The sequence below is a fragment of the Tepidimonas sediminis genome, assembly GCF_007556605.1.
GTDB classification, from domain to species: domain Bacteria; phylum Pseudomonadota; class Gammaproteobacteria; order Burkholderiales; family Burkholderiaceae_C; genus Tepidimonas; species Tepidimonas sediminis.
Window position 1 is genome coordinate 23,983 of record NZ_VJND01000012.1, and the last position, 24,963, is coordinate 48,945.

The following is a 24,963-nucleotide window of genomic DNA, read 5'->3' on the forward strand; positions in this document are numbered from 1 at the left end:
CATGGACCGTGACGTTTCCTCTTCAGCCGTCTTTCACGGCACCACGATCGTCTGCGTGCGTCGCCCCGATCCGGCCGACCCGGCCCGCACGCAGGTCGCCATGGGCGGCGACGGCCAGGTCACGCTCGGCCACATCGTCGTCAAGGCCAGCGCGCGCAAGATCCGCCGCCTGCACCGCGACCAGGTGCTGGCCGGCTTTGCCGGCGCCACGGCCGATGCCTTCACGCTGTTCGAGCGCTTCGAGGCCAAGCTGGAAAAGCACCAGGGTCACCTGGTGCGGGCGGCGGTGGAGCTGACCAAGGACTGGCGCACCGACCGCGTGCTGCGCCGGCTGGAGGCGATGCTGGCGGTGGCCGACCGCGACACCAGCCTCGTCATCACCGGCAACGGCGACGTGCTGGAGCCCGAGCACGGCATCGTGGCGATCGGCTCCGGCGGCGCCTACGCCCAGGCCGCCGCGCGCGCGCTGCTGGCGCACACCGCGCTGCCGGCCGAGGCGGTGGTGCGCGAGGCGCTGCGCATCGCCGGCGAGCTGTGCATCTACACCAACCAACACCACACCGTGGAGGTGCTGGCATGAGCGCCGCGATGACGCCGCAGGAGATCGTCTCCGAGCTGGATGCCCACATCATCGGCCAGCAGGCCGCCAAGCGCGCGGTGGCCATCGCGCTGCGCAACCGCTGGCGCCGCCAGCAGGTGGACGCCAGGCTGCGGCCCGAGATCACGCCGAAGAACATCCTGATGATCGGCCCGACCGGGGTCGGCAAGACCGAGATCGCGCGCCGGCTGGCCAGGCTGGCCAACGCCCCCTTCATCAAGGTCGAGGCGACCAAGTTCACCGAGGTCGGCTACGTCGGCAAGGACGTGGACAGCATCATCCGCGATCTGGCCGACGTGGCCGTCAAGCAGACGCGCGAGGCGGCGATGGCGCGCGTGCGCACGCGCGCCGAGGACGTGGCCGAGGAGCGCATCCTGGACGCGCTGCTGCCGCCGCCGCGTGACGGCGACGTCGAGCGCGACGGACACGCGCGCCAGGTGTTCCGCAAGAAGCTGCGCGAGGGCCAGCTCGACGATAAGGAGATCGAGATCGACGTGGCCGCGCCGCAGCCGCAGCTGGAGGTGATGACGCCGCCCGGCATGGAGGAGATGGCCGAGCAGCTGCGCGGCCTCTTTGGCCAGCTCAACCTCGGCCGGCGCAAGACGCGCAAGCTGCGCATCGCCGAGGCGCGCCGCCTGCTCATCGAGGAGGAGGCGGCCAAGCTCGTCAACGAGGAGGAGATCCGCGCCGAGGCGATCCAGAACCTGGAGCAGAACGGCATCGTCTTCATCGACGAGATCGACAAGGTGGCCTCGCGCAGCGACGTGGCCGGCGCCGACGTGTCGCGCCAGGGCGTGCAGCGCGACCTGCTGCCGCTGGTGGAGGGCACCACCGTCTCGACCAAGTACGGCCCGGTCAAGACCGACCACATCCTGTTCATCGCCAGCGGGGCGTTTCACCTGAGCAAGCCCAGCGACCTGATCCCGGAGCTGCAGGGGCGCTTTCCGATCCGGGTCGAGCTGCAGCCGCTGTCGGTGCAGGACTTCGAGGCGATCCTGACGCAGACGCACGCCAGCCTCGTGCGCCAGTACCAGGCGCTGCTGGCCACCGAGGGGGTGACGCTCGTCTTCACCGACGACGGCATCCGCCGCATCGCCGCCATCGCCTGGGAGGTCAACGAGCGCACCGAGAACATCGGCGCGCGCCGGCTGGCCACGGTGATGGAGCGGCTGCTCGACGAGGTCAGCTTCGATGCGCCGCGTCTGAGCGGCCAGACCGTCACCGTCGACGCCGCCTACGTCGAGGCGCGCCTGGGCGGGCTGGCGCGCGACGAGGACCTGTCGCGCTTCATCCTGTGACGTCCGGCAGGGCAGGCGTGGCCGCCAAACCTCAAGCAACGCTTCGCATCCGGCGTCCAAGTCCTTGAAGTTGGGTGCCTTTCCAGGGGTCGATCCGGTCTGCGGATCGGCCCCTAAGTCTTTGATTTCAGGGAAAAAATCGGCACCGAACCTTGTCGCGCGGGCCGTTTTGGTGCTACAGTGGGAGGAAGTGCAAAAAAGTGGTGGAAAGTGGAGCCCGCAACGGGTCTGAACCGTGTTCCAAGGCGCGTCTTCCCTCGTGCTCGATGCCAAGGGCCGGCTGTCGGTGCCGACCCGGCACCGCGACGTGCTGCTGGCCACGGCGGGCGGGCAGCTGACCATCACCAAGCATCCGCACGGCTGCCTGATGGTCTTTCCGCGCCCGGAGTGGGAGGCGTTTCGCCAGCGCATCGCGCAGCTGCCGATGTCGGCGCAGTGGTGGAAGCGCATCTTTCTCGGCAACGCGCAGGACGTGGAGATGGATGCCCAGGGGCGGGTGCTGGTCGCTCCGGAGCTGCGCGCCGCCGCCGGCATCACCAAGGAGGCGATGCTGCTGGGCATGGGCAACCACTTCGAGCTGTGGGACGCCGCCACCTACGCGGCCCAGGAGGCCGAGGCGATGCGCGGCGAGATGCCCGAGGCCTTCAAGGACTTTTCGTTCTGAAGGGGCCGACGGTGACGATGGCGCTGCAACATCGCACCGTCCTGTTGAACGAAGCGGTCCAGGCCCTTCGCATCCAACCGGACGGTCACTACGTCGACGGCACCTTCGGCCGCGGCGGTCACAGCCGCGCCATCCTGGCGCGCCTGGGGCCGGCCGGCCGGCTGACCGTGTTCGACAAGGATCCGCAGGCCATCGAGGTGGCGCAGGCGCTGGCGGCGCAGGACGCGCGCGTGACGGTGCGGCACGAGGGCTTCGCCGCGCTGGCCGGGCTGCCGCCGGCCAGCCTCGACGGCATCCTGCTGGACCTGGGCGTCAGTTCGCCGCAGCTGGACGATGCGGCGCGCGGCTTTTCCTTCCGCCACGACGGCCCGCTGGACATGCGCATGGACCCCACGCGCGGCATCAGCGCCGCCGAATGGCTCGCCACGGCCACGGTGGCCGAGATGACGGAGGTGATTCGTGACTACGGCGAAGAGCGGTTTGCTGCACAGATTGCAAAGGCGATTGATCGTCGCCGACAGGCACGGGGGCCTGTTCGAACCACCGCCGAGCTGGCCGAAATCGTGGCTGGTGCGGTCAAAACCCGAGAGCCGGGCAAGGACCCTGCGACGCGCACATTTCAGGCTGTTCGGATTCACGTCAACGCCGAGCTTGAGGAGCTGCAACAGGCGCTCGACGCCAGCCTGAGCGTGCTGCGCCCGCGCGGGCGGCTGGTGGTGATCAGCTTTCATTCGCTGGAGGACCGCCTCGTCAAGCGCTTCCTGCAGCGCCATGCGCGGGCGGCGGTGGATCGCCGCGCGCCGATGGTGGAGCCGCCGCCGCCGTGCTTTGCCGAGGTGGCGCGCACCCTGCCCACGGCGGCCGAAGTGGCCGCCAACCCGCGTGCGCGCAGCGCCGTCATGCGCAGCGCCACGCGCACCGCCGCGCCGGCACCGCGGCCGCAGGGGGGGCGGTGATGCGGCTCAACCTCGTGCTGCTGGCGCTGCTGCTGGCCAGCGCCTTCCATCTGGTGGAGCAGCAGTACCAGTCGCGTCGTCTCTACGTGGCCAAGGAGCGCGCGCGCGCCGAAGGGGCGCGCCTGCAGGCCGAGCACGAACGGCTGGTGGTGGAGCAGCGCGCGCTGGCCGCGCCGGCGCGCGTGCAGCAGCTGGCGCGCGAGCGGCTGCGCATGCACCCTGCGCATCCGGGCATCACCGAGTACGTCACGCTGCCGGCCGACGGCGCCGGAGGGATGCGATGAGGCGCGGCGGCCGCAGCATTCCCTACGGCAGCAGCCCGCTGCTGACCAGCGCCACCCCAGTGTGGCGCAGCCGCTTCGTCGTGGCGGTGCTGGCGCTGGCCTTCGTCGCGCTGGCGGCGCGTGCCGCCTACGTGCAGGTGATCGGCAACGACTTCTTCCAGCGCCAGGGCGAGGTGCGCTACGCGCGCACGATCGAGCTGCCGGCCAGCCGCGGCCGCATCCTCGACCGCAACGGCATGATCCTGGCGCAGAGCGTGGAGGCGCACAGCGTCTGGGCCGACCCGGAGGACGTGGCGCTGGACCACCCGCGCCTGCCGGAGCTGGCACGCCTGCTGGGGTTGCCGCTGGCGGAGCTGCGCCGCCGGCTGGACGTGGAGGCGCGCAACTTCGTCTGGCTGCGCCGGCAGGTCGACGAGCCGCTGGCGCAGCGCGTCAAGGCGCTGGCCATCCCCGGCATCTACCTGCGCAAGGAGTACAAGCGCCAGTACCCGCAGGGCGAGGCGCTGGCGCACGTGGTCGGCTTCACCAACGTGGAAGACCGCGGCCAGGAGGGCGTGGAGCTGGCGTTCGAGAAGGAGCTGGTGGGCCGACCCGGCTCGCGTCGCGTGATCAAGGACCGCCTCGGCCGCATCGTCGAGGACGTGCGCGACATCGTGCCGCCGGTGGCCGGGCGCGATCTGCAGCTGTCGATCGACGCGCGCGTGCAGTATTTCGCCTACCAGCGCCTGAAGGAAGCGGTGCAGCAGCACAAGGCGCGCGGCGGCAGCGCGGTGGTGCTGGACGCGCACACGGGCGAGGTGCTGGCGCTGGCCAACTACCCGAGCTACGACCCCAACGACCGCCGCAACCTGACCGGCGAGCAGCTGCGCAACCGTGCGTTGACCGACAGCTTCGAGCCGGGATCGACGATGAAGCCGTTCGTGGCCGCGCTGGCGCTGGACAAGGGGCTGGTGCGGCCCGACACGCCGATCCAGACCGCGCCCGGGCGGCTGCAGATGGGCGGCTTCACGATCTCGGACGTGCACCCCTACGGCGTGCTGACGGTGGCGGAGGTGATCCAGAAGTCGAGCAACGTCGGCACGGTCAAGATGGCGATGCAGATGCCGGCGCGCGACATGTGGGAGACCTACGCGCGGCTGGGGCTGGGACGCCGGCCGCAGCTGCCGTTTCCCGGGGCCACCGGCGGGCGGCTGCGCGCCTACCAGACGTGGCGGCCGATCGAGCAGGCGACGATGGCCTACGGTTACGGGCTGTCGGTGTCGCTGGTGCAGCTGGCGCAGGCCTACACGGTGTTCGCGCGCGACGGCGAACTGCTGCCGCTGACGCTGCTGCGCACCGATGAGCCGGCGCACGGGGTGCGGGTCTACAGCGAGCGCAACGCGCTGGCGGTGCGCCACATGCTGCAGCTGGCCGCCGGGCCGGGCGGCACCGCGCAGCAGGCGCAGACCGTGGGCTATTCGGTCGGCGGCAAGACCGGCACCGCGCGCAAGCAGGAAGGCCGCGGCTACGCGGCGCGCAAGTACCGCGCGTTCTTCGTCGGCCTGGCGCCGATCGATGCGCCGCGCGTGGTCATCGCGGTGATGGTGGACGAGCCCAGCGCGGGCGCGATCTACGGAGGCGTGGTGGCCGCGCCGGTGTTCGCCGACGTGGCGCAGCAGACGCTGCGGCTGCTGGGCGTGCCACCGGACGTGCGCGTGCAGCCGCAGATCGTGGCCAACGCCATCGAGGAGGATCCGGTGTGAGCGCGCTGCCGCTGCTGCCCGATCCGCAGGCCGCGCTGGCCTGGCTGCGCGCGCAGGGCGTGCGCGGGCTGGTGGCCGACAGCCGCCGCGTGCGTCCGGGCGATGCCTTCGTGGCCTGGCCCGGCGCGGCCACCGACGCCCGCGCGTACGTCGGTGCGGCACTTGCGGCCGGCGCGGTGGCGGCCCTGGTGGAGGCCGAGGGGCTGCAGCCCTGGCTGGAGGGCGCCGCCTGGCCGGCCGGCGCGCCGGTGGCGGCGCTGGCGGGGCTGAAGGCCGCCGCCGGTCCGCTGGCCGCCGCGTTCTGGGGGCAGCCGAGCCGGCGCGTGCCGCTGGTGGCGGTCACCGGCACCAACGGCAAGACCTCCACCGCGTGGTGGAGCGCGCAGGCCCTGGCGGCCGCCGGCCGCGACGCCGGCCTGATCGGCACGCTGGGCATCGGCCGGCCGGGCGCGGCGCTGCAGCCCACCGGGCTGACGACGCCCGATCCGGTGACGCTGCAGGGCGCGCTGGCCGCCTTCGCCGCCGAGGGGGCCGCGGCGGTGGTGCTGGAGGCCTCCTCGATCGGGATCGAGGAGGGGCGGCTCGACGGCTGCGACGTGCACACCGCCGTCTTCACCAACCTGACGCAGGATCATCTGGACTACCACGGCTCGATGGAGGCGTACGGCGCGGCCAAGCGGCGGCTGTTCGACTGGCCTGGCGTGCGCGCCGCGGTGGTCAACGTCGACGATCCGTGGGGGCAGCGCCTGGCCGCGGAGCTGCAGCCGCGCGCGCAGGCGGGTGCGCTGGCGCTGTGGACGTACGCGCTGCAGCCGTCGCCGCCGGCGCGCCTCACGGCGGGGGCGCTGGCGTGGCGGCCGCAGGGCATGCACCTCGCGCTGCACGAGGAGGGCCGGCCGGCCGCCGTCTGGACCCTGCCGCTGGTGGGGGCCTACAACGCCGCCAACGTGCTGGCGGTGGCGGCGGTGCTGCGCGCGCAGGGGCTGGAGTGGCCGGCGGTGCAGGCCGGCGTGGCTGCCCTGACCCCGGTGCCCGGGCGCATGCAGCCGGCGTGGAGCCCGGCCGACGGCGCCGCCGACGACCTGCCGCAGGTGCTGGTGGACTACGCGCATACGCCGGACGCGGTGGAGCAGGCGCTGCGCGCGCTGCGGCCGCTGGCGCAGGCGCGCGGCGGGCGGCTGTGGTGCGTGCTCGGCTGCGGCGGCGACCGCGATCCGTCCAAGCGCGCCCCGATGGCCGCCGCCGCCGAGGCGTGGGCCGACCGCGTCGTGCTGACCAGTGACAACCCGCGCAGCGAGGACCCGCACCGCATCATCGCGCAGATGGTGGAGGGGCTCGTCAACCCGGCGCGCGCGGTGCTGGAGCCCGACCGCGCCGCCGCCATCGACTGGGTGGTGCGGCAGGCCGAGCCGGCCGACGTCGTGCTGCTGGCCGGCAAGGGCCACGAGCAGTATCAGGAGATCGCCGGCGTGCGTCACCCGTTCTGCGACGTGCAGCAGGCGCGCGCGGCGCTGCGCCGCCGCCGGGAGGGTGAAGCATGAGCGCGGCGCCAATGACCGGGCTGGGGGCGCTGCTGGCGGCGCTGCCGGGCGCGCGTGTCGTCGGGGAGGCGGCGCGGCTGGCTCCGATGCGCGTGCACAGCGACACCCGTACGCTGCAGCCGGGCGACCTGTTCGTCGCGCTGCGTGGCCAGCGCTTCGACGCGCACGACTTCCTGCCGCAGGCCGCGGCGGCCGGCGCCGCGGGCGCGCTGGCCGAGCGGGGGCTGCAGGCCGCCGGGCTGCCGGGCGTGGAGGTGCCCGACAGCCGCGCGGCGCTGGCGCAGCTGGCCGCCGTGTGGCGCGCACGCGTGCTGCGGGGGTCGCTGATCGCCGTCACCGGCAGCAACGGCAAGACCACCGTGACGCAGATGACCGCCGCGATCCTGCGCGCCGCGGCCGGCGAGGCGGCGCTGGCCACCGAGGGCAACCTGAACAACGACATCGGCGTGCCGCTGACGCTGCTGCGGCTGCGCCCGGCGCACCGGCTGGCGGTGGTGGAGCTCGGCATGAACCACCCGGGCGAAACGGTGCGGCTGGCCGCCCTGGCGCAGCCGACGGTGGCGCTGATCAACAACGCGCAGCGCGAGCATCAGGAATTCATGGCCGGCGTGGAGGCGGTGGCGCGCGAGCACGCGGCGGTGCTGGCGGCCCTGCCGGCCGACGGCGTGGCGGTGCTGCCGGCCGACGACGCCTACGCCCCCTTCTGGCGCCAACAGGCCGGCACGCGCCGCGTGCTGACGTTCGGCAGCGCCGAGGCCGACGTGCGCGCCGCGCGGGCCGCCTGGGACGGTGACGCCTGGGCGCTGGAGCTGGCCACCCCGGCCGGGCCGGTGGCGACGCGACTGCGCATCGCCGGCGCGCACCACGTGCGCAATGCGCTGGCGGCGGCCGCCTGCGCGCTGGCCGCGGGCGTCGGCCCGGCGGCGATCGCGGCCGGACTGGCCGCGTTCGAGCCGGTGGCCGGGCGCTGCCGCGTGCAGCGGCTGCGGCTCGGGGCCGGGGCCGTCACGCTGGTGGACGACAGCTACAACGCCAACCCGGACTCGGTGCGCGCCGCCATCGACCTGCTGGCCGGGCTGCCCGCGCCGCACTGGCTGGTGCTGGGCGACATGGGGGAGGTCGGCGCGCAGGCGCTGGCGTTCCACGACGAGGTGCTGCGCCACGCGCGGGCGCGCGGCATCGGGCACGTGTGGCTGGCCGGCGACTGGTTCGGCCGCGCCGCGGCGGCGCTCGGGCAGGCCGGGGACGCCGACGTGCGCCACTTCGACGAGGTGGCGGCGCTGGCGCAGGGGCTGCTGCCCGCGCTGCGCGCCGGCGGCGGCAGCGTGCTGGTCAAGGGATCGCGCTTCATGCGCATGGAGCGGGTGGTGCAGGCGCTGCAGGGCGCGGCGGCCGCCGCGGAGGAGGGGCGCGATGCTGCCTGAGCTGGCCGAGTGGCTGATGGCGCGCATGCCCGAATGGGGCTTTCTGCGCGTGTTCCAGTACCTGACGTTCCGTGCCGTGATGGCGGCGATGACGGCGCTGGTGGTCGGCGTGGCCGCGGGCCCCTGGTTCATCCGGCGCCTGACCGAGCTCAAGATCGGCCAGCCGATCCGCAGCTACGGCGTGCAGGCGCACCTGAGCAAGAGCGGCACGCCGACCATGGGCGGGGTGCTGATCCTGTTTGCGATCACGGTCTCGACGCTGCTGTGGTTCGACTGGACCAATCGCTTCGTCTGGGTGGTGCTGGCCGTCACGCTGGCCATGGGCGCGATCGGCTGGGTCGACGACTGGCGCAAGGTGGTGCGCAAGGACCCGGAAGGCATGCGCTCGCGCGAGAAATATTTCTGGCAGTCGGTGGTCGGGCTGCTGGCGGCGTTCTACCTGGTGTTCGCGATCTCGGAGGGCTCCAACGCGCGCGTGTGGGCGCTGTTCACCGAATGGGTGCGCTCGGGCTTCACGATCGACCTGCCGCAGCAGGCCGGCCTGATGGTGCCGTTCTTCAAGGAGGTCAGCTACCCGCTGGGCGTCGGCGGCTTCGTGATCCTGACCTACCTGGTCATCGTCGGCAGCTCCAACGCGGTCAACCTCACCGACGGGCTGGACGGGCTGGCCATCATGCCGGTGGTGATGGTCGGCTCGGCGCTCGGGGTGTTCGCCTACGTCACCGGCAACGCGGTGTTCGCGCGTTACCTGCTGCTGCCGCACATCCCCGGCACCGGCGAGGTGCTGATCTTCTGCGCCGCGATGGCCGGGGCGGGGCTGGCGTTCCTGTGGTTCAACGCCTACCCGGCGCAGGTGTTCATGGGCGACGTGGGGGCCCTGGCGCTGGGTGGGGCGCTGGGCACGATTGCCGTCATCGTGCGCCAGGAGATCGTGCTGGCGGTGATGGGGGGCATCTTCGTGGCCGAGGCGCTGTCGGTGATGGCGCAGGTGGCCTGGTTCAAGTACACGCGGCGCCGCTACGGCGAGGGACGGCGCCTGCTGAAGATGGCACCGCTGCACCACCACTTCGAAAAGTCCGGCTGGCGCGAGACGCAGGTGGTGGTGCGCTTCTGGATCGTCACCATGCTGCTGTGCCTGGTGGGGCTGTCCACGCTGAAGCTGCGCTGACATGGAGGACCTTGACAAGATGACCGCGTGGCGCCACGACCTGCTGCCGACGTTGGCCGGGCGGCCCGCGCTGGTGCTGGGCCTGGGCGCCAGCGGGCTGGCGCTGGCGCGCTGGCTGCACGCCGCTGGCGCCGCGGTGACGGTGGCCGACACGCGCGCGCAGCCGCCGCAGGCCGCCGCGCTGCAACGGGTCGCGCCCGGCGCGCGGCTGCTCGTCAGCGCGCCGCTGGACGAGGCGCTGGCGACGCAGCAGCCGTGGGCGCTGGTGGCGCGCAGCCCCGGGCTGGCGCCGGCGCAGTGGGCGGCCCTGCGCGCCGCCGCGCAGGCCGCCGGCGTGCCGTGCGTCGGCGAGCTGGCGCTGTTCGCCGCGGCGCTGCGCGAGCTCGAGGCGCGCGGCGGCGAACGCGCCGTCGTGCTGGCCATCACCGGCACCAACGGCAAGACCACCACCACCGCGCTGACCGGCCACCTGCTGCGCGCGCTCGGCTGGGACGTGGAGGTGGCCGGCAACATCGGCCCGACCTTGCTCGACACGCTGGCCGAGCGGCTGCAGCAGGGCCGGCTGCCGCGCGCTTGGGTGCTGGAGCTCTCAAGCTTCCAGCTCGACGGCGTGGAGGGCTTCGAGCCTGCGGCGGCCACGGTGCTCAACGTCACGCAGGACCACCTCGACTGGCACGGCAGCCTGGAGGCGTACGCCGCGGCCAAGGCGCGTATCTTCGGCACCCAGGGGCTGATGGTGCTCAACCGCGACGACCCCACCGTGCGGGCGTGGCGGCCGGCGGAGCCGGCATCCGCCGCGCGCGCCGGGGGGCGCCGCCGTGCGGTGGCCGCACGGCCGTGGACGAGCTTCGGGCTGGGCTTGCCGACGCGCCCGGGCGACTGGGGCCTGGAGACGGCCGGTGGCGTGACCTGGCTGGTGCGCGCGCTGCCCGAAGCCGAGCCGGTGGCGGGCGAGCCGTTGCCGCTGCAGCGGCTGCTGCCGGCCGAGGCGCTGCGCATCCAGGGCCGCCACAACGCCGCCAACGCGCTGGCGGCGCTGGCGCTGGCCACCGCGGCGGGCGCCCCGCTGGCGCCGCTGCTGCACGCGCTGCGCGACTACCGCGGCGAGCCGCACCGGGTGCAGCCGGTGGCCATCGTGCGCGAGGTCGAGTACATCGACGACAGCAAGGGTACCAACGTCGGTGCGACGCTGGCGGCGCTGGAGGGACTGGGCGTGCAGCGGCGCCTGGTGGTGATCCTCGGTGGCGATGGCAAAGGGCAGGACTTCACGCCGCTGGCGCCGGCGGTGGCGCGCCATGCGCGTGCGGCGGCGCTGATCGGCCGTGACGCCGCGGCGATCGAAGCCGCGCTGGCCTACTGCGGCGTGCCGCTGCAGCGCTGCGCCGACCTGCCCGCGGCGGTGCGTTGGTGCGCGCAGCAGGCGCGCCCGGGCGATGCGGTGCTGCTGTCGCCGGCGTGCGCGAGCCTGGACATGTTCCGCGACTATGCGCACCGTGCCGAGGTGTTCGCCCAGGCAGTGCGGGCGCTGCAGGACGAGGAGGGCACCCCGGCATGAGCGTGTGGCGGCACCTGTGGCAGCGCGCCGGCCGGCCGTGGCCGCGCCTGCGTCCGGCCGGAGGGGGTGACGAGCTGCCGGTGCGCGTGCTGCGTCAGGATCCAGCGCGCCGGCCGCGCGTGGCGGTGGGCGCGCAGAGCCTGGACCAGCCGCTGCTGTGGGTGGTGGTGGCGCTGGTGTGCTGGGGGCTGGTGATGGTCTATTCGGCCTCGATCGCTCTGCCGGACAACCCGCGCTTTGCCTCCTATCCGCCCTATCACTTCGTGCTGCGCCACGCGCTGGCGGCGCTGATGGGCACGGTGGCCGGGCTGCTGGCGTTCCAGTTCTCCACCGAGCAGTGGCAGCGCGCGGCGGTGCCGCTGTTCCTGGCGGCGCTGGTGCTGCTCGCGCTGGTGCTGGTGCCGTTCATCGGCAAGGGTGTCAACGGGGCGCGGCGCTGGATTCCGCTCGGGGTGCTCAACTTCCAGCCCTCCGAGCTGGCCAAGCTGGCGGTGGTGCTCTACGCCGCCGACTACATGGTGCGGCGCATGGAGGTCAAGGAGCGCTTCTTCCGCGCCGTCTGGCCGATGGCGGTGGCGGTGGGCGTGGTCGGGGTGCTGCTGCTGGCCGAACCGGACATGGGCGCCTTCATGGTGATCGCGGTCATCGCCATGGGCATCCTGTTCCTCGGCGGCGTCAACGCGCGCATGTTCTTCCTGATCGCGCTGGTGGTGGCGGCGGCGTTCGCGGCGGTGGTGCTGACCAACGAATGGCGCCGCGAGCGCATCTTCGCCTACCTCGACCCTTGGAGCGAGCAGCACGCGCTCGGCAAGGGCTACCAGCTGACGCACGCGCTGATCGCGCTCGGCCGCGGCGAGTGGTGGGGTGTCGGCCTGGGCGCCAGCGTCGAGAAGCTGCACTGGCTGCCGGAGGCGCACACCGACTTCCTGCTGGCGGTCATCGGCGAGGAGTTCGGCTTTGCCGGCGTGCTGATGGTGATCGCGCTGTTCATGTGGCTGACGCGGCGCATCATGCAGATCGGCCGTCAGGCCATCGCGCTCGACCAGGTGTTCGCCGGTCTGGCGGCACAGGGCGTGGGGCTGTGGATCGGTTTTCAGGCCTTCATCAACATCGGCGTCAACCTGGGGGCGCTGCCGACCAAGGGACTGACGCTGCCGTTCATGAGCTACGGCGGCTCGGCCGTGCTGCTCAATCTGGTGGCCATCGCGTTCGTGCTGCGCGTGGATTGGGAGAACAAGGCGCTGATGCACGGAGGGCGGACATGAGCGCGGCCCCCTGCGCGCTGATCATGGCCGGCGGCACCGGCGGGCACATCTTTCCCGGCCTGGCGCTGGCCGAAGCGCTGCGCCAGGCCGGCTGGCGCGTGCACTGGCTCGGCGCGCCCGGCGGGATGGAGGCGCGGCTGGTGCCGCCGCGCGGTTTCGCGTTCGAGCCGGTGCCGTTCGGCGGCGTGCGCGGCAAGGGGCCGCTGACGCTGGCGCTGCTGCCGCTGCGGCTGCTGCGCGCGTTCGGGCACGCCTGGCGCGTGGTGCGCCGCGTGCGCCCGGACGTGGTGGTCGGCCTCGGCGGCTACATCACCTTCCCCGGCGGGATGATGGCGGTGCTGGCCGGCCGTCCGCTGATCCTGCACGAGCAAAACGCCGTGGCCGGGCTGGCCAACCGCGTGCTGGCGCAGGTGGCCGACCGTGTTTTCGTGGCCTTCCCCGGCGCGCTCCCCCAAGCCGAGTGGATCGGCAACCCGCTGCGCGCGGCGTTCCTGCGCCAGCCGCCGCCAGGGCAGCGCTTCGCGCACCGCACCGGGCCGCTCAAGCTCCTGGTGGTCGGCGGCAGTCTGGGCGCCGCGGCGCTCAACGACCTCGTGCCGCAGGCGCTGGCGCGCCTGCCCGAAGAGCGCCGCCCGCAGGTGCTGCATCAGAGCGGCGAGCGTCATCTGGAGGCGCTGCGCGCGGCCTACGCGCGCGCCGGGGTGCAGGCCGAGTGCGTCGCCTTCATCGACGACACCGCCACGGCCTTCGCCGAGGCGGATGTGATCATCGCGCGCGCCGGCGCCAGCACCGTCACCGAGATCGCCGCGGTCGGCGCCGCCGCCCTGTTCGTGCCGTTCCCCCACGCGGTCGACGACCACCAGACCACCAACGCGCGCTTCCTGGCCGACCACGGCGCGGCCTGGCTGCGCGCGCAGTCCGACCTCACGCCGGCCTGGCTGGCCGACTGGCTGTCGGGGCTGACGCGCGCGCAGCTGCAGCGCCGCGCCGAGCTGGCCTGGGCGCGGCGCAAGACCGACGCCGTCGATGTCATGGTGCGCGCCTGCACGGCGCTCATCGGCGGGAGTACGCGATGAAGCACGCGATCCGACACATCCACTTCGTGGGCATCGGCGGCGCCGGCATGAGCGGCATCGCCGAAGTGCTGCTCAACCTCGGCTACACCGTCTCCGGCAGCGATCTGGCCGACGGCGCCGCCACGCGCCGGCTGCGCCAGCTCGGCGCGCGCGTGCACCTCGGGCACGACGCCGCGCACGTGCAGGGGGCCGACTGCGTCGTCGTCTCCAGCGCCGTGCGCGACGACAACCCCGAGGTGCAGGCGGCGCGCGCGCGCCACCTGCCGGTGGTGCCGCGCGCGGTGATGCTGGCCGAGCTGATGCGCTTCAAGAAGGGCATCGCGATTGCCGGCACGCACGGCAAGACCACCACCACCAGCCTGGTGGCCAGCGTGCTGGCCGCCGCGGGCCTGGATCCGACCTTCGTCATCGGCGGGCGGCTCAACAGCGCCGGTGCGCACGCGCGCCTGGGTCAGGGCGACTACATCGTCGTCGAGGCCGACGAGTCCGACGCCTCGTTCCTGAACCTGCTGCCGGTGATGGCGGTCGTGACCAACATCGACGCCGACCACATGGACACCTACGGCCACGACTTCGGCCGGCTGCAGCAGGCGTTCGTGGACTTCCTGCACCGCATGCCGTTCTACGGCGCGGCGGTGCTGTGCGTGGACGATGCGCACGTGCGCGCGCTGCTGCCGCAGGTGCAGCGGCCGGTCACGCCGTACGGTTTCAGCGAGGACGCGCAGGTGCGCGCGCTGGACGTGCGCGCGGCGGGCACGCGGATGCACTTCCGCGTGCAGCGGCGCAACGGCGTGGCGCTGCCGGAGCTGGAGGTGGTGCTGAACCTGCCCGGCGAGCACAACGTGCGCAACGCGCTGGCGGCCATCGCGGTGGCCGCCGAGCTCGGCGTGCCGGACGAGGCGGTGCTGCAGGCGCTGGCGGAGTTCAAGGGCGTGGGCCGGCGCTTCCAGCGCCATGGCGAGGTGGCGCTGCCCGGCGGCGGCACGGCGCTCGTCATCGACGACTATGGCCACCACCCGGCGGAGATGGCCGCGACCATGGCGGCGGCGCGCGGGGCGTACCCGGGGCGCCGGCTGGTGCTGGCGTTCCAGCCGCACCGCTACACGCGCACGCGCGACTGCTTCGAGGACTTCGTGCGCGTGCTGGGGCAGGCCGACGCGGTGCTGCTGACCGAGGTCTACCCGGCCGGCGAGGCCCCGATCGTGGCCGCCGACGGGCGTGCGCTGGCGCGCGCGCTGCGCGTGGCCGGGCGCGTGGAGCCGCTGTTCGTGCCGGAGGTGGAGGCGCTGCCGGCGGCGATCCTGGCCAACGCGCGCGACGGCGACGTCGTGCTGTGCATGGGCGCGGGCTCGATCGGCCAGGTGGCGGCGCAGGTGGTGGCGCTGGCGGGCACGGCTGCGGCGCAGGAGGCGTGGGCATGAGCGGGTCGATCGACGTACGCGCGCTGGGCAAGGTGGCGGTGCTGATGGGCGGCCGCTCGGCCGAGCGCGAGGTCTCGCTGATGTCCGGCCAGGGGGTGCTGGCGGCGCTGCGCCGCTGCGGCGTGGACGCGCACCCGTTCGATCCGGCCGAGCGAGACCTGTGCGAGCTCAAGCGCAAGGGCTTTGCGCGCGCCTTCATCGTGCTGCACGGGCGCTGGGGCGAGGACGGCACCGTGCAGGGGATGCTGGAGCTGCTGGGCATTCCCTACACCGGATCGGGCGTGCAGGCGTGCGCGGTGGCGATCGACAAGACGCTGACCAAGCGCCTGTGGCAGGCCGAGGGGCTGCCGACGCCGGCGTGGCGCCGCGTGACGAGCGTCGCCGAGGCTGAGGCGGCGCTGGAGGCACTGGGCGCGCCGATGATCGTCAAGCCCGCGCGCGAGGGATCCACGATCGGGCTGACCAAGGTGCAGGCGCGCGGCCAGTGCGCCGAGGCGTACCGGCTGGCGGCGCGCCATGACCCCGAGGTGCTGTGCGAGCAGTTCATCGCCGGGCCGGAGGTGACCTGCGCCGTGCTCGGGCAGGGGGCGGCCGCGCGGGCGCTGCCGCTGATCCGCATCGTCGCCCCCGGCGGACAGTACGACTATCACGCCAAGTACTTCAGCGACGCGACGCGCTACCTCGTGCCCAGCGGCCTGCCACCGGCGCAGGAGGCGGCGATCCAGGAGCTGGTGCTGCGCGCCTACCGGACGCTGGGCTGCCGCGGCTGGGCGCGCGCCGACGTGATGATCGACGAGGCCAGCGGCCAGCCGTACCTGCTCGAGCTCAACACCGCGCCCGGCATGACCGGCCACTCGCTGGTGCCGATGGCCGCGCGCGCCGCCGGGCTGGATTACGAGACGCTGTGCCTGCAGGTGCTGGCGCAGGCGGCGCTGGACCTGGATCCTGCCGCGGAGGTCCACGCATGAACCGCCGCCCCGTGGCCGCCCCGGTGCCGCCGCTGCAGGTGCGGCTGCTCGACGCCACCGCCGCGCTGCTGGTGGCCGGGGTGTTGCTGGCGGCGCTGGCGGTGGCGGCGGTGCTGTGGGCGCGCCACCCGATGTGGACGCTGCGCAAGCTCATCATCGAGGGCGATGTGGCGCACCAGAACGCCGTCACGATCCGCGCACTGGTGCTGCCGCACCTGCGCGGCACGTTCCTGACGCTGGATCTGCAGGCGGTGCGCGAGCGCTTCGAGGCGCTGCCCTGGGTGCGCGAGGCGCGCGTGCAGCGGCAGTTTCCGCACACGCTGCGCGTGACGCTGCGCGAGCACGAGCCGCTGGCCTGGTGGGGCGAGCGCGGCGGCGGGCGCCTGGTCAGCGTGCAGGGCGCGATCTTCGACGCCGACCCGGACGAGCCGGCGGCCGACGGTTGGCCGGTGCTGGCCGGCCCGCCGGAAGAGGCCGAGGCGCTGGTGGCCATGCTGCGCCGCGTGGCGCCGCTCGTGCAGCGGCTCGGCCGCGACGTCGAGCGCCTGGAGCTCAACCCCCGCGGCAGCTGGCGCCTGGTGCTCGATGGCGAGGCGCCGCTGGAGCTGGGCCGCGGCGACGACGAGGCGCTGCAACGGCTGGCCGGCTTCGTGACCACGCACGCGGCGCTGCGCGCGCGCTACGGCGCGCGCGACATCGTCGCCGCCGACCTGCGCTACCCCAACGGCTACGCGGTGCAGTTGCGCGGCGTCAGCACGCGGCCGGAGCTGCCGCCGCCGGCGCGCCGCGCCGCCCCGACCCCACCCCCTTCCCACCGTTGACCCCGAACCGCCATGGCCAAGGAATACAGCGATCTCGTCGTCGGACTCGACATCGGCACCGCCAAGATCATGGTGGTGGTGGCCGAGGTGCTGCCCGGGGGTGACCTCAAGCTGGTCGGCCTGGGCGTGGGGCCCAGCACGGGCTTGAAGCGCGGTGCCGTCGTCAACATCGACGCCACCGTGGCCAGCATCCAGCAGGCGCTCAAGGAAGCCGAGCAGATGGCCGGCTGCCGCATCGCGCGCGTCTACACCGGCATCACCGGCAGCCACATCCGCGGCATCAATTCGCAGGGCATGGTGGCGATCAAGGAACGCGAGGTCACGCCGGCGGACGTGGCGCGCGTCATCGACACCGCCAAGGCGATCAACATTCCCACCGATCAGCGCCTGCTGCTGGTGGAGCCGCAGGAATTCATCATCGACGGCCAGGAGGTCAAGGAGCCGATCGGCATGAGCGGCGTGCGCCTGGAGGCCAAGGTGCACATCGTCACCGGCGCCCAGAGCGCGGCGGAGAACATCCTGAAGTGCGTGCGCCGCTGCGGGCTGGAGGTCGAGCAGCTGATGCTCAACCCGCTGGCGGCGGCGCAGGCGGTGCTGACCGACGACGAAAAAGAGCTGGGCGTGGCCCTGGTGGATGTCGGCGCCGGCACCACCGACGTGGCGATCTTCGCCGGCGGGGCGATCCGCCACACCGCGGCGATCCCGATCGCCGGTGACCTGATCACCAACGACATCGCGATGGCGCTGCGCACGCCGACCAAGGACGCCGAGGACATCAAGGTCGAGGCCGGCTGCGCCAAGCAGCTGCTGGCCGATCCCGACCAGCAGGTCGAGGTGCCGGGCATCGGCGACCGCGGCCCGCGGCTTCTCAGCCGCCAGGCGCTCGCCGGCGTCATCGAGCCGCGCGTGGAGGAGATCTTCGCGCTGGTGCAGCAGGTCATCCGCGAGTCCGGCTGCGAGGAGCTGCTGTCCAGCGGCATCGTGCTGACCGGCGGCAGCGCCGTCATGCCCGGCATGGTGGAGCTGGGCGAGGACATCTTCCTCAAGCCCGTGCGGCGCGGCGTGCCGCGCTACGCCGGAGCCCTTGCGGACATGGTCGCGCAGCCGCGCGCGGCCACGGTGATGGGTTTGCTCGAGGAGGCGCGCCTGGCGCGCCTGCGCGGGCAGAAGGTGGCGCAGAAGGCGGGTTCGGTCGGGGGCCTGCTGGCGCGCGTCAAGGAGTGGTTCGTCGGCAATTTCTGATTCCAGGTGAAGGAGCGTTCCATGAGCATCGAACTGATCGAGGTCGAAGAATTCAACCGCGGCACGCAGATCAAGGTGATCGGCGTCGGCGGCGGCGGCAGCAACGCGGTGGAGCACATGATCCAGAGCCGCGTGCAGGGCGTGGAATTCATCTGCGCCAACACCGACGCGCAGGCGCTGGCGCGCTCCTCGGCGCACCGGCTGATCCAGCTCGGCCGCACCGGCCTGGGCGCCGGCAGCAAGCCCGACAAGGGCCGCGAGGCGGCGCTGATGGCCGAAAGCCAGATCCGCGAGGCCATCGAGGGCGCGCACATGCTGTTCATCACCGCCGGCATGGGCGGCGGCACCGGCACCGGCGCGGCACCGGTGATCGCGCGCATGGCCAAGGAGATGGGCATTCTGACGGTGGGCGTGGTCACCAAGCCGTTCGACTGGGAAGGCGCGCGCCGCATGGCCAATGCCGAGGAGGGGCTGGCGGAGCTGGAGCAGAACGTCGACTCGCTCATCGTCGTGCTCAACGACAAGCTGCACGAGGAGCTGGGCGAGGACGTCACGCAGGACGAGGCGTTTGCCGCCGCCAACGACGTGCTGAAGAACGCCGTGGGCGGCATCGCCGAGATCATCAACGTCGAGGCGCTGGTCAATGTCGACTTCGAGGACGTGCGCACCGTGATGGGCGAGCCGGGCAAGGCGATGATGGGCACCGCGGTGGCCAGCGGTCCGGATCGCGCGCGCATCGCCGCCGAGCAGGCCGTGGCCTGCCCGCTGCTGGAGGGCGTGGACATGCGCGGTGCCAAGGGCGTGCTGGTGCTGATCAGCGCCGCGCGGGGGTCGCTGAAGCTGGCGGAATCCAAGCTCGCGATGAACACCATCCGGGCGTTTGCCGCGCCGGATGCCCACGTCATCTACGGCACCGCCTACGACGAGTCGCTGGGCGATGCGCTGCGCGTCACCGTGGTGGCCACGGGCCTGAGCCGCGCCGGCCAGCGCCAGCCGTTCACGGTGGTGCAGTCGCAGCCGCAGCAGGGCCTGCGCACCGGCACCGACAACGTGCCGTTCATCCCGACGCTGAACCAGGCCGTCGGCGGCGCCGGCGCTGCCTCCCCCGCCGCGGCCGCCAGCGCCGGGCTGCACCCCAACGTGCCGCGCGTCTGGCTCAACGGCCGCGGCAGCGCCGCCTCGCGCGTGGAGGCGCTGGCCTCCAGCGGCATGGACGACTACGAGATCCCGGCCTTCCTGCGCAAGCAGGCCGACTGACGGCACGGGCGGCGGCCGCCCGCCGCCGCGACGTCTCCTTCACGATCCCCGAGGGGGCGCCGGCCGCCGACCCGGCGCCCCCGCCGACCGCGCCGCGGCGCGCCTGCCGCGGTCAGCCGCCAGCGCGGATCCGCCCCCGCGCCTACAATGGCGGCGATGATTGCCCAGACCACGCTCAAGACCCTCACGCGCGCCGTCGGCGTCGGGCTGCACGGCGGCGAACGCGTGGAGTTGACGCTGCGGCCGGCCGCCCCCGACACCGGCATCGTGTTCCGCCGCGTCGACCTGGCCGAGCCGGTCGACATCCCGGTGCGCGCCGACGCCGTCAGCGACACGCGGCTGGCCTCGACGCTGGCGCGCGACGGGGTGCGCGTGCACACGGTCGAGCACCTGATGAGCGCCTGCGCGGGGCTGGGCATCGACAACCTCTGCATCGACATCACCGCCGAGGAGGTGCCGATCCTGGACGGGTCGGCCGCCGCCTTCGTCTACCTGTTGCAGAGTGCCGGGCTGCAGCGCCAGAACGCGCCGCGGCGTTTCCTGCGCGTCAAGCGCACGGTGGAGGTGCGCGAAGGCGAGGGTCGTCACGCCAAGTGGGCGCGGCTGGAGCCGTACCACGGCTTTCGCCTCAGCTTCGAGATCGCCTTCGACCACCCGGCGGTGGCCGCCACCGGCCAGCGCGTGTCGTTCGAGCTCGGCCGCGACAGCTATGTGCGCGACATCGCCCGTGCGCGCACCTTCGGTTTCGCGCGTGATGTCGAGGCCATGCGCGCCCAGGGGCTGGCGCTGGGCGGCGGGCTGGACAACGCCATCGTGCTCGACGACGTCAAGGTGCTCAACGCCGACGGGCTGCGCTACGACGACGAGTTCGCCAAGCACAAGATCCTCGACGCCATCGGCGACCTGTATCTGGTGGGCCACCCGCTGCTGGCCGCCTACAGCGCCTATCGTTCGGGCCACGCGCTCAACAACCGGCTGCTGCGCGCGCTGCTGGCGCAGCCCGACGCGTGGGAGATCGTCACGTTCGACGACGAGCGCGCCGCGCCGCAGGGCTTCGCCCGGCTGGTGCCGGCCTGGTGAGGCGGATGACGGGAGCGGCGCGGTGTTCCTCTTCCGCTTCCTGATGTTCGCGCTGCTGGGCACGAGCGCCTTGTGCTTCGCGTTCTACCTCGGCACCGGGCGCCGGCACTTCCTGCGCTGGGGCATCGTGATCCTGAAGTGGACGGTGATCGCGGCGCTGGCGTTCTTCGGCGTGCTGATCCTGAGCCGGATCGGCTAGGGCGGCACGCGCCGGCTGCTCAGTAGGTGCGGCCGTCGCGGTAGGCGCCGTGCGCGCGCGCGCGCAGCGGCGCCACGCGCGCGATCGCGGCGGTGGTGCGCGCCACCTGCGCGTGCGTGATGCACAGGCCCAGCGCGTCGGCGGCGTCCTTGCCCGGCAGCCCGGGCAGATTCAGCAGCCGGCGCACCATCTCCTGCACCTGGCTCTTCTGCGCCTTGCCGTAGCCGACCACGGCCTTCTTGAGCTGCAGCGGGGTGTATTCGGCCACCTCCAGGCCGTTGGCCACCAGCGCCGTCAGGCAGCAGCCGCGCGCCTGGCCCAGCATCAGCGTGGCCTGCGGGTTGACGTTGACGAACACCAGCTCCAGCGCCGCCACGTCGGGCCGCCAGCGCCGCACCACCTCGCCGATGCCGTCGAACAGGACCTTGAGCCGCTGCGGCAGCAGCGCGCCGTCCTCGGGGCTGGTGCGGATGGTGCCGCTGGCCACGTAGCGCAGCTGCGTGCCCTCCACGTCCACCACGCCGAAGCCGGTGGCCGTCAGGCCCGGGTCGATGCCGAGGATGCGCATGGCGGCTATCGTACCCCGTGCCTCAGGGCACGCGCACGGCGGGCATGCGCGCCAGGATGGTCTGCGCGCGCGCCTGCACCCAGGCCGAGTCGGGCCGCCGGCCGTAGCGCTTCGGCGCCGGCAGCAGCACCGCCAGCCGCGCGGCCTCCGCCGCCGTCAGGCGCGCGGCCGGCTTGCGCAGGTAGTGCTGCGCGGCGGCTTCGGCGCCGAAGATGCCGTCGCCCCACTCGACGCTGTTGAGGTAGACGGTGAGGATGCGGCGCTTGTCCAGCAGCGTCTCCAGCATCCACGTGATCAGCAGCTCCTGCCCCTTGCGCGCCAGCGTGCGCTCGCCCGAAAGCAACAGATTCTTGGCCAGCTGCTGCGTGATCGTGGAGCCGCCGGCCAGTCGCGCCGGGCGCACGTGGCCGCTGGCATCGCCGCGCTGGCCCGGCTGCTGCAGCCGCTGGCGGCGCGCCCAGGCCTGGCGCACGGCGTTCCACTCGACACCGAAGTGCTCGACGAAGCCGGCGTCCTCCGAAGCGATGACGGCGCGCGGCAGCTGCGCACCCTGCGCCGCCGCCGGCACGCCCTCGTGGCGCCAGCGCCCCAGCGCCCCAGCGCGCAGCAGTCGCCACGCCTCGCTGCGCTGGAAGGCGGTGCTGGGCGCCTCGCTCCACGCCAGCATGGCCACGCGCAGCGCGAAGCCCGCCTGCAGGGCCAGCAGCGCCAGCAGCGTCCAGCCGGCCCAGGCGGCCAGCCAGCGCAGTGCGCCGCGGCCGGCCGTGCCGGCGCGTCGTGGGGCGGCAGGGGGGCGCGGCGCCATGGCGGTCACGACGGGTTGGCGCTCAGCTGCGTCTGCAGCCCGCCCTCGCGGGTGAAGCGAAAGCGCGATACCACCACGATCTGGTCGGCGCGCGCGCGCATCGCTTGGCTGAAGCGCGCAAACGTCAGTCCGTGCACGATGGCGCGCGCGTGCGCATCGAGAAACGGGTTGCCCGACCCCTGCACCACCTCGGTGGCCAGCACGCGGCCGTCGTGGTTGACGGTGATGACCATGGTCAGCTCGCCGTACACCTTGCGCCCCCCCTGCTCGGGGAAGTGCGCCGTGCCGCGCTCCTCGATGCGGCGGCGCAGTTCGTCGTAGTAGAGGGCGTAGACGGCCTCGCGCGTCGCGGGGCTGATGTAGCGCCGGCGCGGGCGGGCGTTTTCCTCGTTGATGCGGCGCTCGATCTCGGCCAGCGCCTGCACCAGCGCCTGGCGGCGGCGTTCGCGCGCCTGCGCCTCGGTGCCGTCCTCCTGCGGTGCCTGCTGCTCCAGACGCGCCAGGTCGCGGCGCAGCTGCGCCAGCAGCTGCATCTGGCGCTCCTTCAGCGTCTCCAGCCGGCGTTCCTCGTCCTCCAGTGCCTCGCCAGCGCGCAGCACCGGTGCCGGCGGCAGTGGCGAGCTGGCGCGCCCGCGCTCGGCATCGCCGCCACCGGCCAGATTGGCCTGTGCGATGGCCTGGGCGCGCGCCGGGGCGCGCTCGTCGCGCGCGTTGACGAGGATCACCTCCAGCGGCGTGTCCTGCAGCACCCGCTGCGGCGGCGCCGGCGGCACGAAGCGCAGCGCCAGCAGCGCCGCGTGCGCCAGCAGCGACAGCGCCAGCGCCCACGGCAGCGGGTCGGTGCGCCTCGTCGGCGCCAGCGCAGCGGGGCGGACGGCGATCGTCATCGCGCGTGCGGCTCCCGTTTCAACCCGTGGCGGCCGTGGCGTCGCCGCCCGCGGCGGCGGACTCGCCGTCGTCGGCCTCGTCCACCGCCACCGCCACCGCCAGCGGTGCGGCCAGCACCTCCTCCGGCTCGCCCTCCAGCGTGTCGCCTTCCACGGCTTCCGTGGCGCCCAGCCGCTCGATCACCGTGCCGCTGACCTCCAGGCTCACCTCGTCGATGGTGCCCAGCCGCACGCGCACGCGCTCGCCGCGCTGCAGCCCCTCGGTGCCCAGCGCCGCCAGCACCAGCGGCAGCGTCTCGGCGCGCAGCAGGTTGTCCTTCAGATAGGCGGCCTCCAGCTCGGTGATGCCCTGCTGGCGCAGGTAGCGCAGCGTCCAGTAGCGCTCCATCGTGCCCTGGAACTGGCCGTAGGCGGTGTAGGCGGCGTCGAACGCGCTGATGATGGCCAGCAGCGCCGCGTCCTTGGGCTTGAACGGCGCGGCCAGCGCCGCGGCCGTGCCATGCCGCGCGCAGGCGATGATCTGCCACTGGTTGACCAGGTCCGTGTAGCGCCGCAGCGGTGACGTGCTCCACGCATAGCACGGCACGCCGATGCCGGCGTGCGGCAGCGCCTTGGTGCCCATGCGCACCTTGACGCCGGGGGCCAGGCTCGCCTGGCTGCGGTAGATGGCCGGCACGCCCAGTTCCGCCAGCCACTGGCCCCAGTGGCTGTTGGCCAGGATCATCGCCTCGGCCACCATCAGGTCCAGCGGCGCGCCGCGCGCGCGCGTGCCGATGATCACGGTCTCCTCGCCGGTCGGCTCCGGGCCGGTCAAGCCTTCCAGCTTGAAGGTGTAGTCCGGGCGGGTGAAGGTCTCGGGGCGGCCGCGCACCGCCTCGCGCCGCGCCTTGCACGCCTGTGCCAGCCGCCACAGGAAGGCCAGTTGCGGCTGCAGCGCCGCCACCTCGGGCGGCGCCTCGGCCGCGCGCGCGGGGTCCTCCAGCCACGCCGCCGTCACCACCGTGTCGAGCCGGTCGTGGCGCAGGTTGTGCGCGATCGGCACGCGCTCCAGCCGCGTCGTCGCGCCGCGGATCTCCAGCGTCGCCTCGTCGATCGTCAGGTACAGCGACACGGCCGGCCGCGGCGCGCCCTCCAGCAGCGTACAGGCCTGCAACACGGCATCGGGCAGCATGGTGATCTTGTGCCCCGGCATGTAGACGGTGGACAGGCGCTGGCGCGCCACCTCGTCCAGCGCGCTGTCCGGCGCGATCGCCAGGCCCGGCGCGGCGATGTGGATGCCCAGCGTCACCGCGCCGCTGCCCAGGCCCTGCACGCTCAGCGCATCGTCGATCTCGGTGGTGCTGGAGTCGTCGATCGAGAACGCCGCCACCCCGTCGGCCAGCGGCAGGTCGTCCGGCAGCGGCGGCGCCGGCAGCTCCGGAAAGCCGGTGCCGCGCGGGAAATGCTCGAACAGAAAGCGCTGCCAGTGGAACTGGTAGGCGCTGGTGATGGCCCCGGCGCGCTGCAGCAGCGCCAGCGGCGCCAGGTGCGCCTCGCGCGCGGCGTGCACCACGGCCTTGTATTCCGGCGCGTTCTTGTCCGGGCGGAACAGGATGCGGTAGAGCTGCGCGCGCACGGCCTCCGGGCAGCGGCCGGCCACCAGCTCGGCGGTCCAGGCGTCGATCTGCGCCTGCACGGCCTTCTTGCGCTCGATGGCGGCCAGCGCCTGCCGCAGCACGTCGGCGGGCGCCTTGCGAAAGCGCCCGCCCTTGCCGGCACGGCGGAAGTAGTGCGGCGCCTCGTGCAGCCTCAGGAGGGTGGCCGCCTGCTGCACGACGCTGGGCGGATCGTCGAAGTACAGGGCTGCCAGCTCCGCGAAGCCGAACTCCTCCTGTGGCGCGAATTCCCACGCCAGGTCGAGGTCGATGTCGGCTGCCAGCGCCGCGGCCTGCGTCAGCAGATCGGCCGGTGCCGGCTGCTCGAAGGTCAGCAGCACATGGGCGGCCTTGACCTTGAGCCGGCGACCCGAGTCGAGCTCGATCTGCACCGAGGCGTCGGTGCGGGACAGGATGCGGCCGGCGTGCAGCTTGCCGGCGTCGTCGAACAGGGCGAACAAGGTGGACGGTCTCGCGCGCTTGACAGGCGGGCGCGGGGCGCCCGCCGGA

Annotated in this window: 23 protein-coding genes; 19 read left to right on the forward strand and 4 right to left on the reverse strand. The window is 73.4% G+C overall.

Annotated features, from left to right (window positions below; genetic code table 11):
• Position 1 precedes the first annotated feature (1 nt).
• The 19 genes from hslV to Tsedi_RS12200 all read left to right on the forward strand — a co-directional run bounded on the left by hslV (position 2) and on the right by Tsedi_RS12200 (position 20,559).
• Positions 2-580: an ATP-dependent protease subunit HslV gene (gene hslV / locus Tsedi_RS09545; protein WP_143896014.1), complete on the forward strand. Its 579-nt coding sequence runs from the start codon at positions 2-4 to the stop codon at positions 578-580.
• Positions 577-1,896 carry an ATP-dependent protease ATPase subunit HslU gene (hslU, locus tag Tsedi_RS09550; RefSeq protein ID WP_185970629.1) on the forward strand — a complete coding sequence of 440 codons (1,320 nt, stop codon included), beginning with the start codon at positions 577-579 and terminating at the stop codon, positions 1,894-1,896. The genes hslV and hslU overlap by 4 nt, the downstream gene beginning before the upstream one ends.
• Positions 1,897-2,131: 235 nt before the next feature.
• Positions 2,132-2,560: a division/cell wall cluster transcriptional repressor MraZ gene (mraZ, locus tag Tsedi_RS09555; RefSeq protein ID WP_143896016.1), complete on the forward strand. Its 429-nt coding sequence runs from the start codon at positions 2,132-2,134 to the stop codon at positions 2,558-2,560.
• Between the two features lie 17 nt (positions 2,561-2,577).
• Positions 2,578-3,516, forward strand: a complete 939-nt coding sequence (gene rsmH / locus Tsedi_RS09560) for a 16S rRNA (cytosine(1402)-N(4))-methyltransferase RsmH (protein ID WP_185970630.1) — start codon at positions 2,578-2,580, stop codon at positions 3,514-3,516.
• A complete protein-coding gene (gene ftsL, locus Tsedi_RS09565) occupies positions 3,516-3,800 on the forward strand; it encodes a cell division protein FtsL (RefSeq protein ID WP_342781105.1) in 285 nt (94 codons plus the stop codon). Before rsmH ends, ftsL begins: the two co-directional genes overlap by 1 nt.
• Positions 3,797-5,542, forward strand: coding sequence for a peptidoglycan D,D-transpeptidase FtsI family protein (locus Tsedi_RS09570; protein WP_143896022.1), 1,746 nt, complete (start codon positions 3,797-3,799; stop codon positions 5,540-5,542). The genes ftsL and Tsedi_RS09570 overlap by 4 nt, the downstream gene beginning before the upstream one ends.
• Positions 5,539-7,083 (forward strand): UDP-N-acetylmuramoyl-L-alanyl-D-glutamate--2,6-diaminopimelate ligase, encoded by a 1,545-nt coding sequence (locus tag Tsedi_RS09575; RefSeq protein WP_143896024.1) that lies wholly within the window; start codon positions 5,539-5,541, stop codon positions 7,081-7,083. The genes Tsedi_RS09570 and Tsedi_RS09575 overlap by 4 nt, the downstream gene beginning before the upstream one ends.
• Positions 7,080-8,507 carry a UDP-N-acetylmuramoyl-tripeptide--D-alanyl-D-alanine ligase gene (locus Tsedi_RS09580; RefSeq protein WP_143896026.1) on the forward strand — a complete coding sequence of 476 codons (1,428 nt, stop codon included), beginning with the start codon at positions 7,080-7,082 and terminating at the stop codon, positions 8,505-8,507. Before Tsedi_RS09575 ends, Tsedi_RS09580 begins: the two co-directional genes overlap by 4 nt.
• Complete coding sequence (gene mraY, locus Tsedi_RS09585) at positions 8,497-9,675, forward strand: phospho-N-acetylmuramoyl-pentapeptide-transferase (RefSeq protein WP_143896028.1); 1,179 nt, start codon at positions 8,497-8,499, stop codon at positions 9,673-9,675. Before Tsedi_RS09580 ends, mraY begins: the two co-directional genes overlap by 11 nt.
• 1 nt (position 9,676) lies before the next feature.
• Positions 9,677-11,230: a UDP-N-acetylmuramoyl-L-alanine--D-glutamate ligase gene (murD, locus tag Tsedi_RS09590; protein ID WP_143896030.1), complete on the forward strand. Its 1,554-nt coding sequence runs from the start codon at positions 9,677-9,679 to the stop codon at positions 11,228-11,230.
• Complete coding sequence (ftsW, locus tag Tsedi_RS09595; RefSeq protein WP_143896032.1) at positions 11,227-12,495, forward strand: putative lipid II flippase FtsW; 1,269 nt, start codon at positions 11,227-11,229, stop codon at positions 12,493-12,495. Before murD ends, ftsW begins: the two co-directional genes overlap by 4 nt.
• The gene (gene murG, locus Tsedi_RS09600) at positions 12,492-13,571 is read left to right on the forward strand and encodes an undecaprenyldiphospho-muramoylpentapeptide beta-N-acetylglucosaminyltransferase (protein WP_143896034.1); all 1,080 of its coding nucleotides are present in this window, start codon (positions 12,492-12,494) and stop codon (positions 13,569-13,571) included. The genes ftsW and murG overlap by 4 nt, the downstream gene beginning before the upstream one ends.
• Complete coding sequence (murC, locus tag Tsedi_RS09605) at positions 13,568-14,992, forward strand: UDP-N-acetylmuramate--L-alanine ligase (RefSeq protein WP_143896036.1); 1,425 nt, start codon at positions 13,568-13,570, stop codon at positions 14,990-14,992. The genes murG and murC overlap by 4 nt, the downstream gene beginning before the upstream one ends.
• Entirely contained in the window at positions 14,989-15,960 is a 972-nt protein-coding gene (locus tag Tsedi_RS09610; RefSeq protein ID WP_143896038.1) for a D-alanine--D-alanine ligase, read from the forward strand. The genes murC and Tsedi_RS09610 overlap by 4 nt, the downstream gene beginning before the upstream one ends.
• Entirely contained in the window at positions 15,957-16,781 is an 825-nt protein-coding gene (locus tag Tsedi_RS09615) for a cell division protein FtsQ/DivIB (protein ID WP_143896040.1), read from the forward strand. The genes Tsedi_RS09610 and Tsedi_RS09615 overlap by 4 nt, the downstream gene beginning before the upstream one ends.
• A 12-nt stretch (positions 16,782-16,793) precedes the next feature.
• Positions 16,794-18,023, forward strand: a complete 1,230-nt coding sequence (ftsA, locus tag Tsedi_RS09620; protein WP_143896042.1) for a cell division protein FtsA — start codon at positions 16,794-16,796, stop codon at positions 18,021-18,023.
• A gap of 21 nt (positions 18,024-18,044) precedes the next feature.
• The gene (gene ftsZ / locus Tsedi_RS09625; RefSeq protein WP_143896044.1) at positions 18,045-19,280 is read left to right on the forward strand and encodes a cell division protein FtsZ; all 1,236 of its coding nucleotides are present in this window, start codon (positions 18,045-18,047) and stop codon (positions 19,278-19,280) included.
• A 156-nt stretch (positions 19,281-19,436) separates the two neighbouring features.
• Positions 19,437-20,360: a UDP-3-O-acyl-N-acetylglucosamine deacetylase gene (gene lpxC / locus Tsedi_RS09630; RefSeq protein WP_143896046.1), complete on the forward strand. Its 924-nt coding sequence runs from the start codon at positions 19,437-19,439 to the stop codon at positions 20,358-20,360.
• 22 nt (positions 20,361-20,382) lie between these two features.
• Positions 20,383-20,559: a hypothetical protein gene (locus Tsedi_RS12200; protein ID WP_185970631.1), complete on the forward strand. Its 177-nt coding sequence runs from the start codon at positions 20,383-20,385 to the stop codon at positions 20,557-20,559.
• Positions 20,560-20,578: 19 nt separating this feature from the next.
• Here the strand turns inward: Tsedi_RS12200 and ruvC are convergent, their stop codons facing one another.
• The 4 genes from ruvC to Tsedi_RS09650 are packed head-to-tail and all read right to left on the reverse strand — an operon-like array spanning position 20,579 to position 24,914.
• Positions 20,579-21,127, reverse strand: a complete 549-nt coding sequence (ruvC, locus tag Tsedi_RS09635; protein ID WP_143896048.1) for a crossover junction endodeoxyribonuclease RuvC — start codon at positions 21,125-21,127, stop codon at positions 20,579-20,581.
• Positions 21,128-21,149: 22 nt separating this feature from the next.
• Entirely contained in the window at positions 21,150-21,932 is a 783-nt protein-coding gene (gene mtgA / locus Tsedi_RS09640) for a monofunctional biosynthetic peptidoglycan transglycosylase (protein ID WP_143896050.1), read from the reverse strand.
• A gap of 5 nt (positions 21,933-21,937) precedes the next feature.
• Complete coding sequence (locus Tsedi_RS09645; RefSeq protein ID WP_143896052.1) at positions 21,938-22,819, reverse strand: energy transducer TonB; 882 nt, start codon at positions 22,817-22,819, stop codon at positions 21,938-21,940.
• Between the two features lie 19 nt (positions 22,820-22,838).
• Positions 22,839-24,914 carry a ribonuclease catalytic domain-containing protein gene (locus Tsedi_RS09650; protein WP_143896054.1) on the reverse strand — a complete coding sequence of 692 codons (2,076 nt, stop codon included), beginning with the start codon at positions 24,912-24,914 and terminating at the stop codon, positions 22,839-22,841.
• Positions 24,915-24,963: the final 49 nt, after the last annotated feature.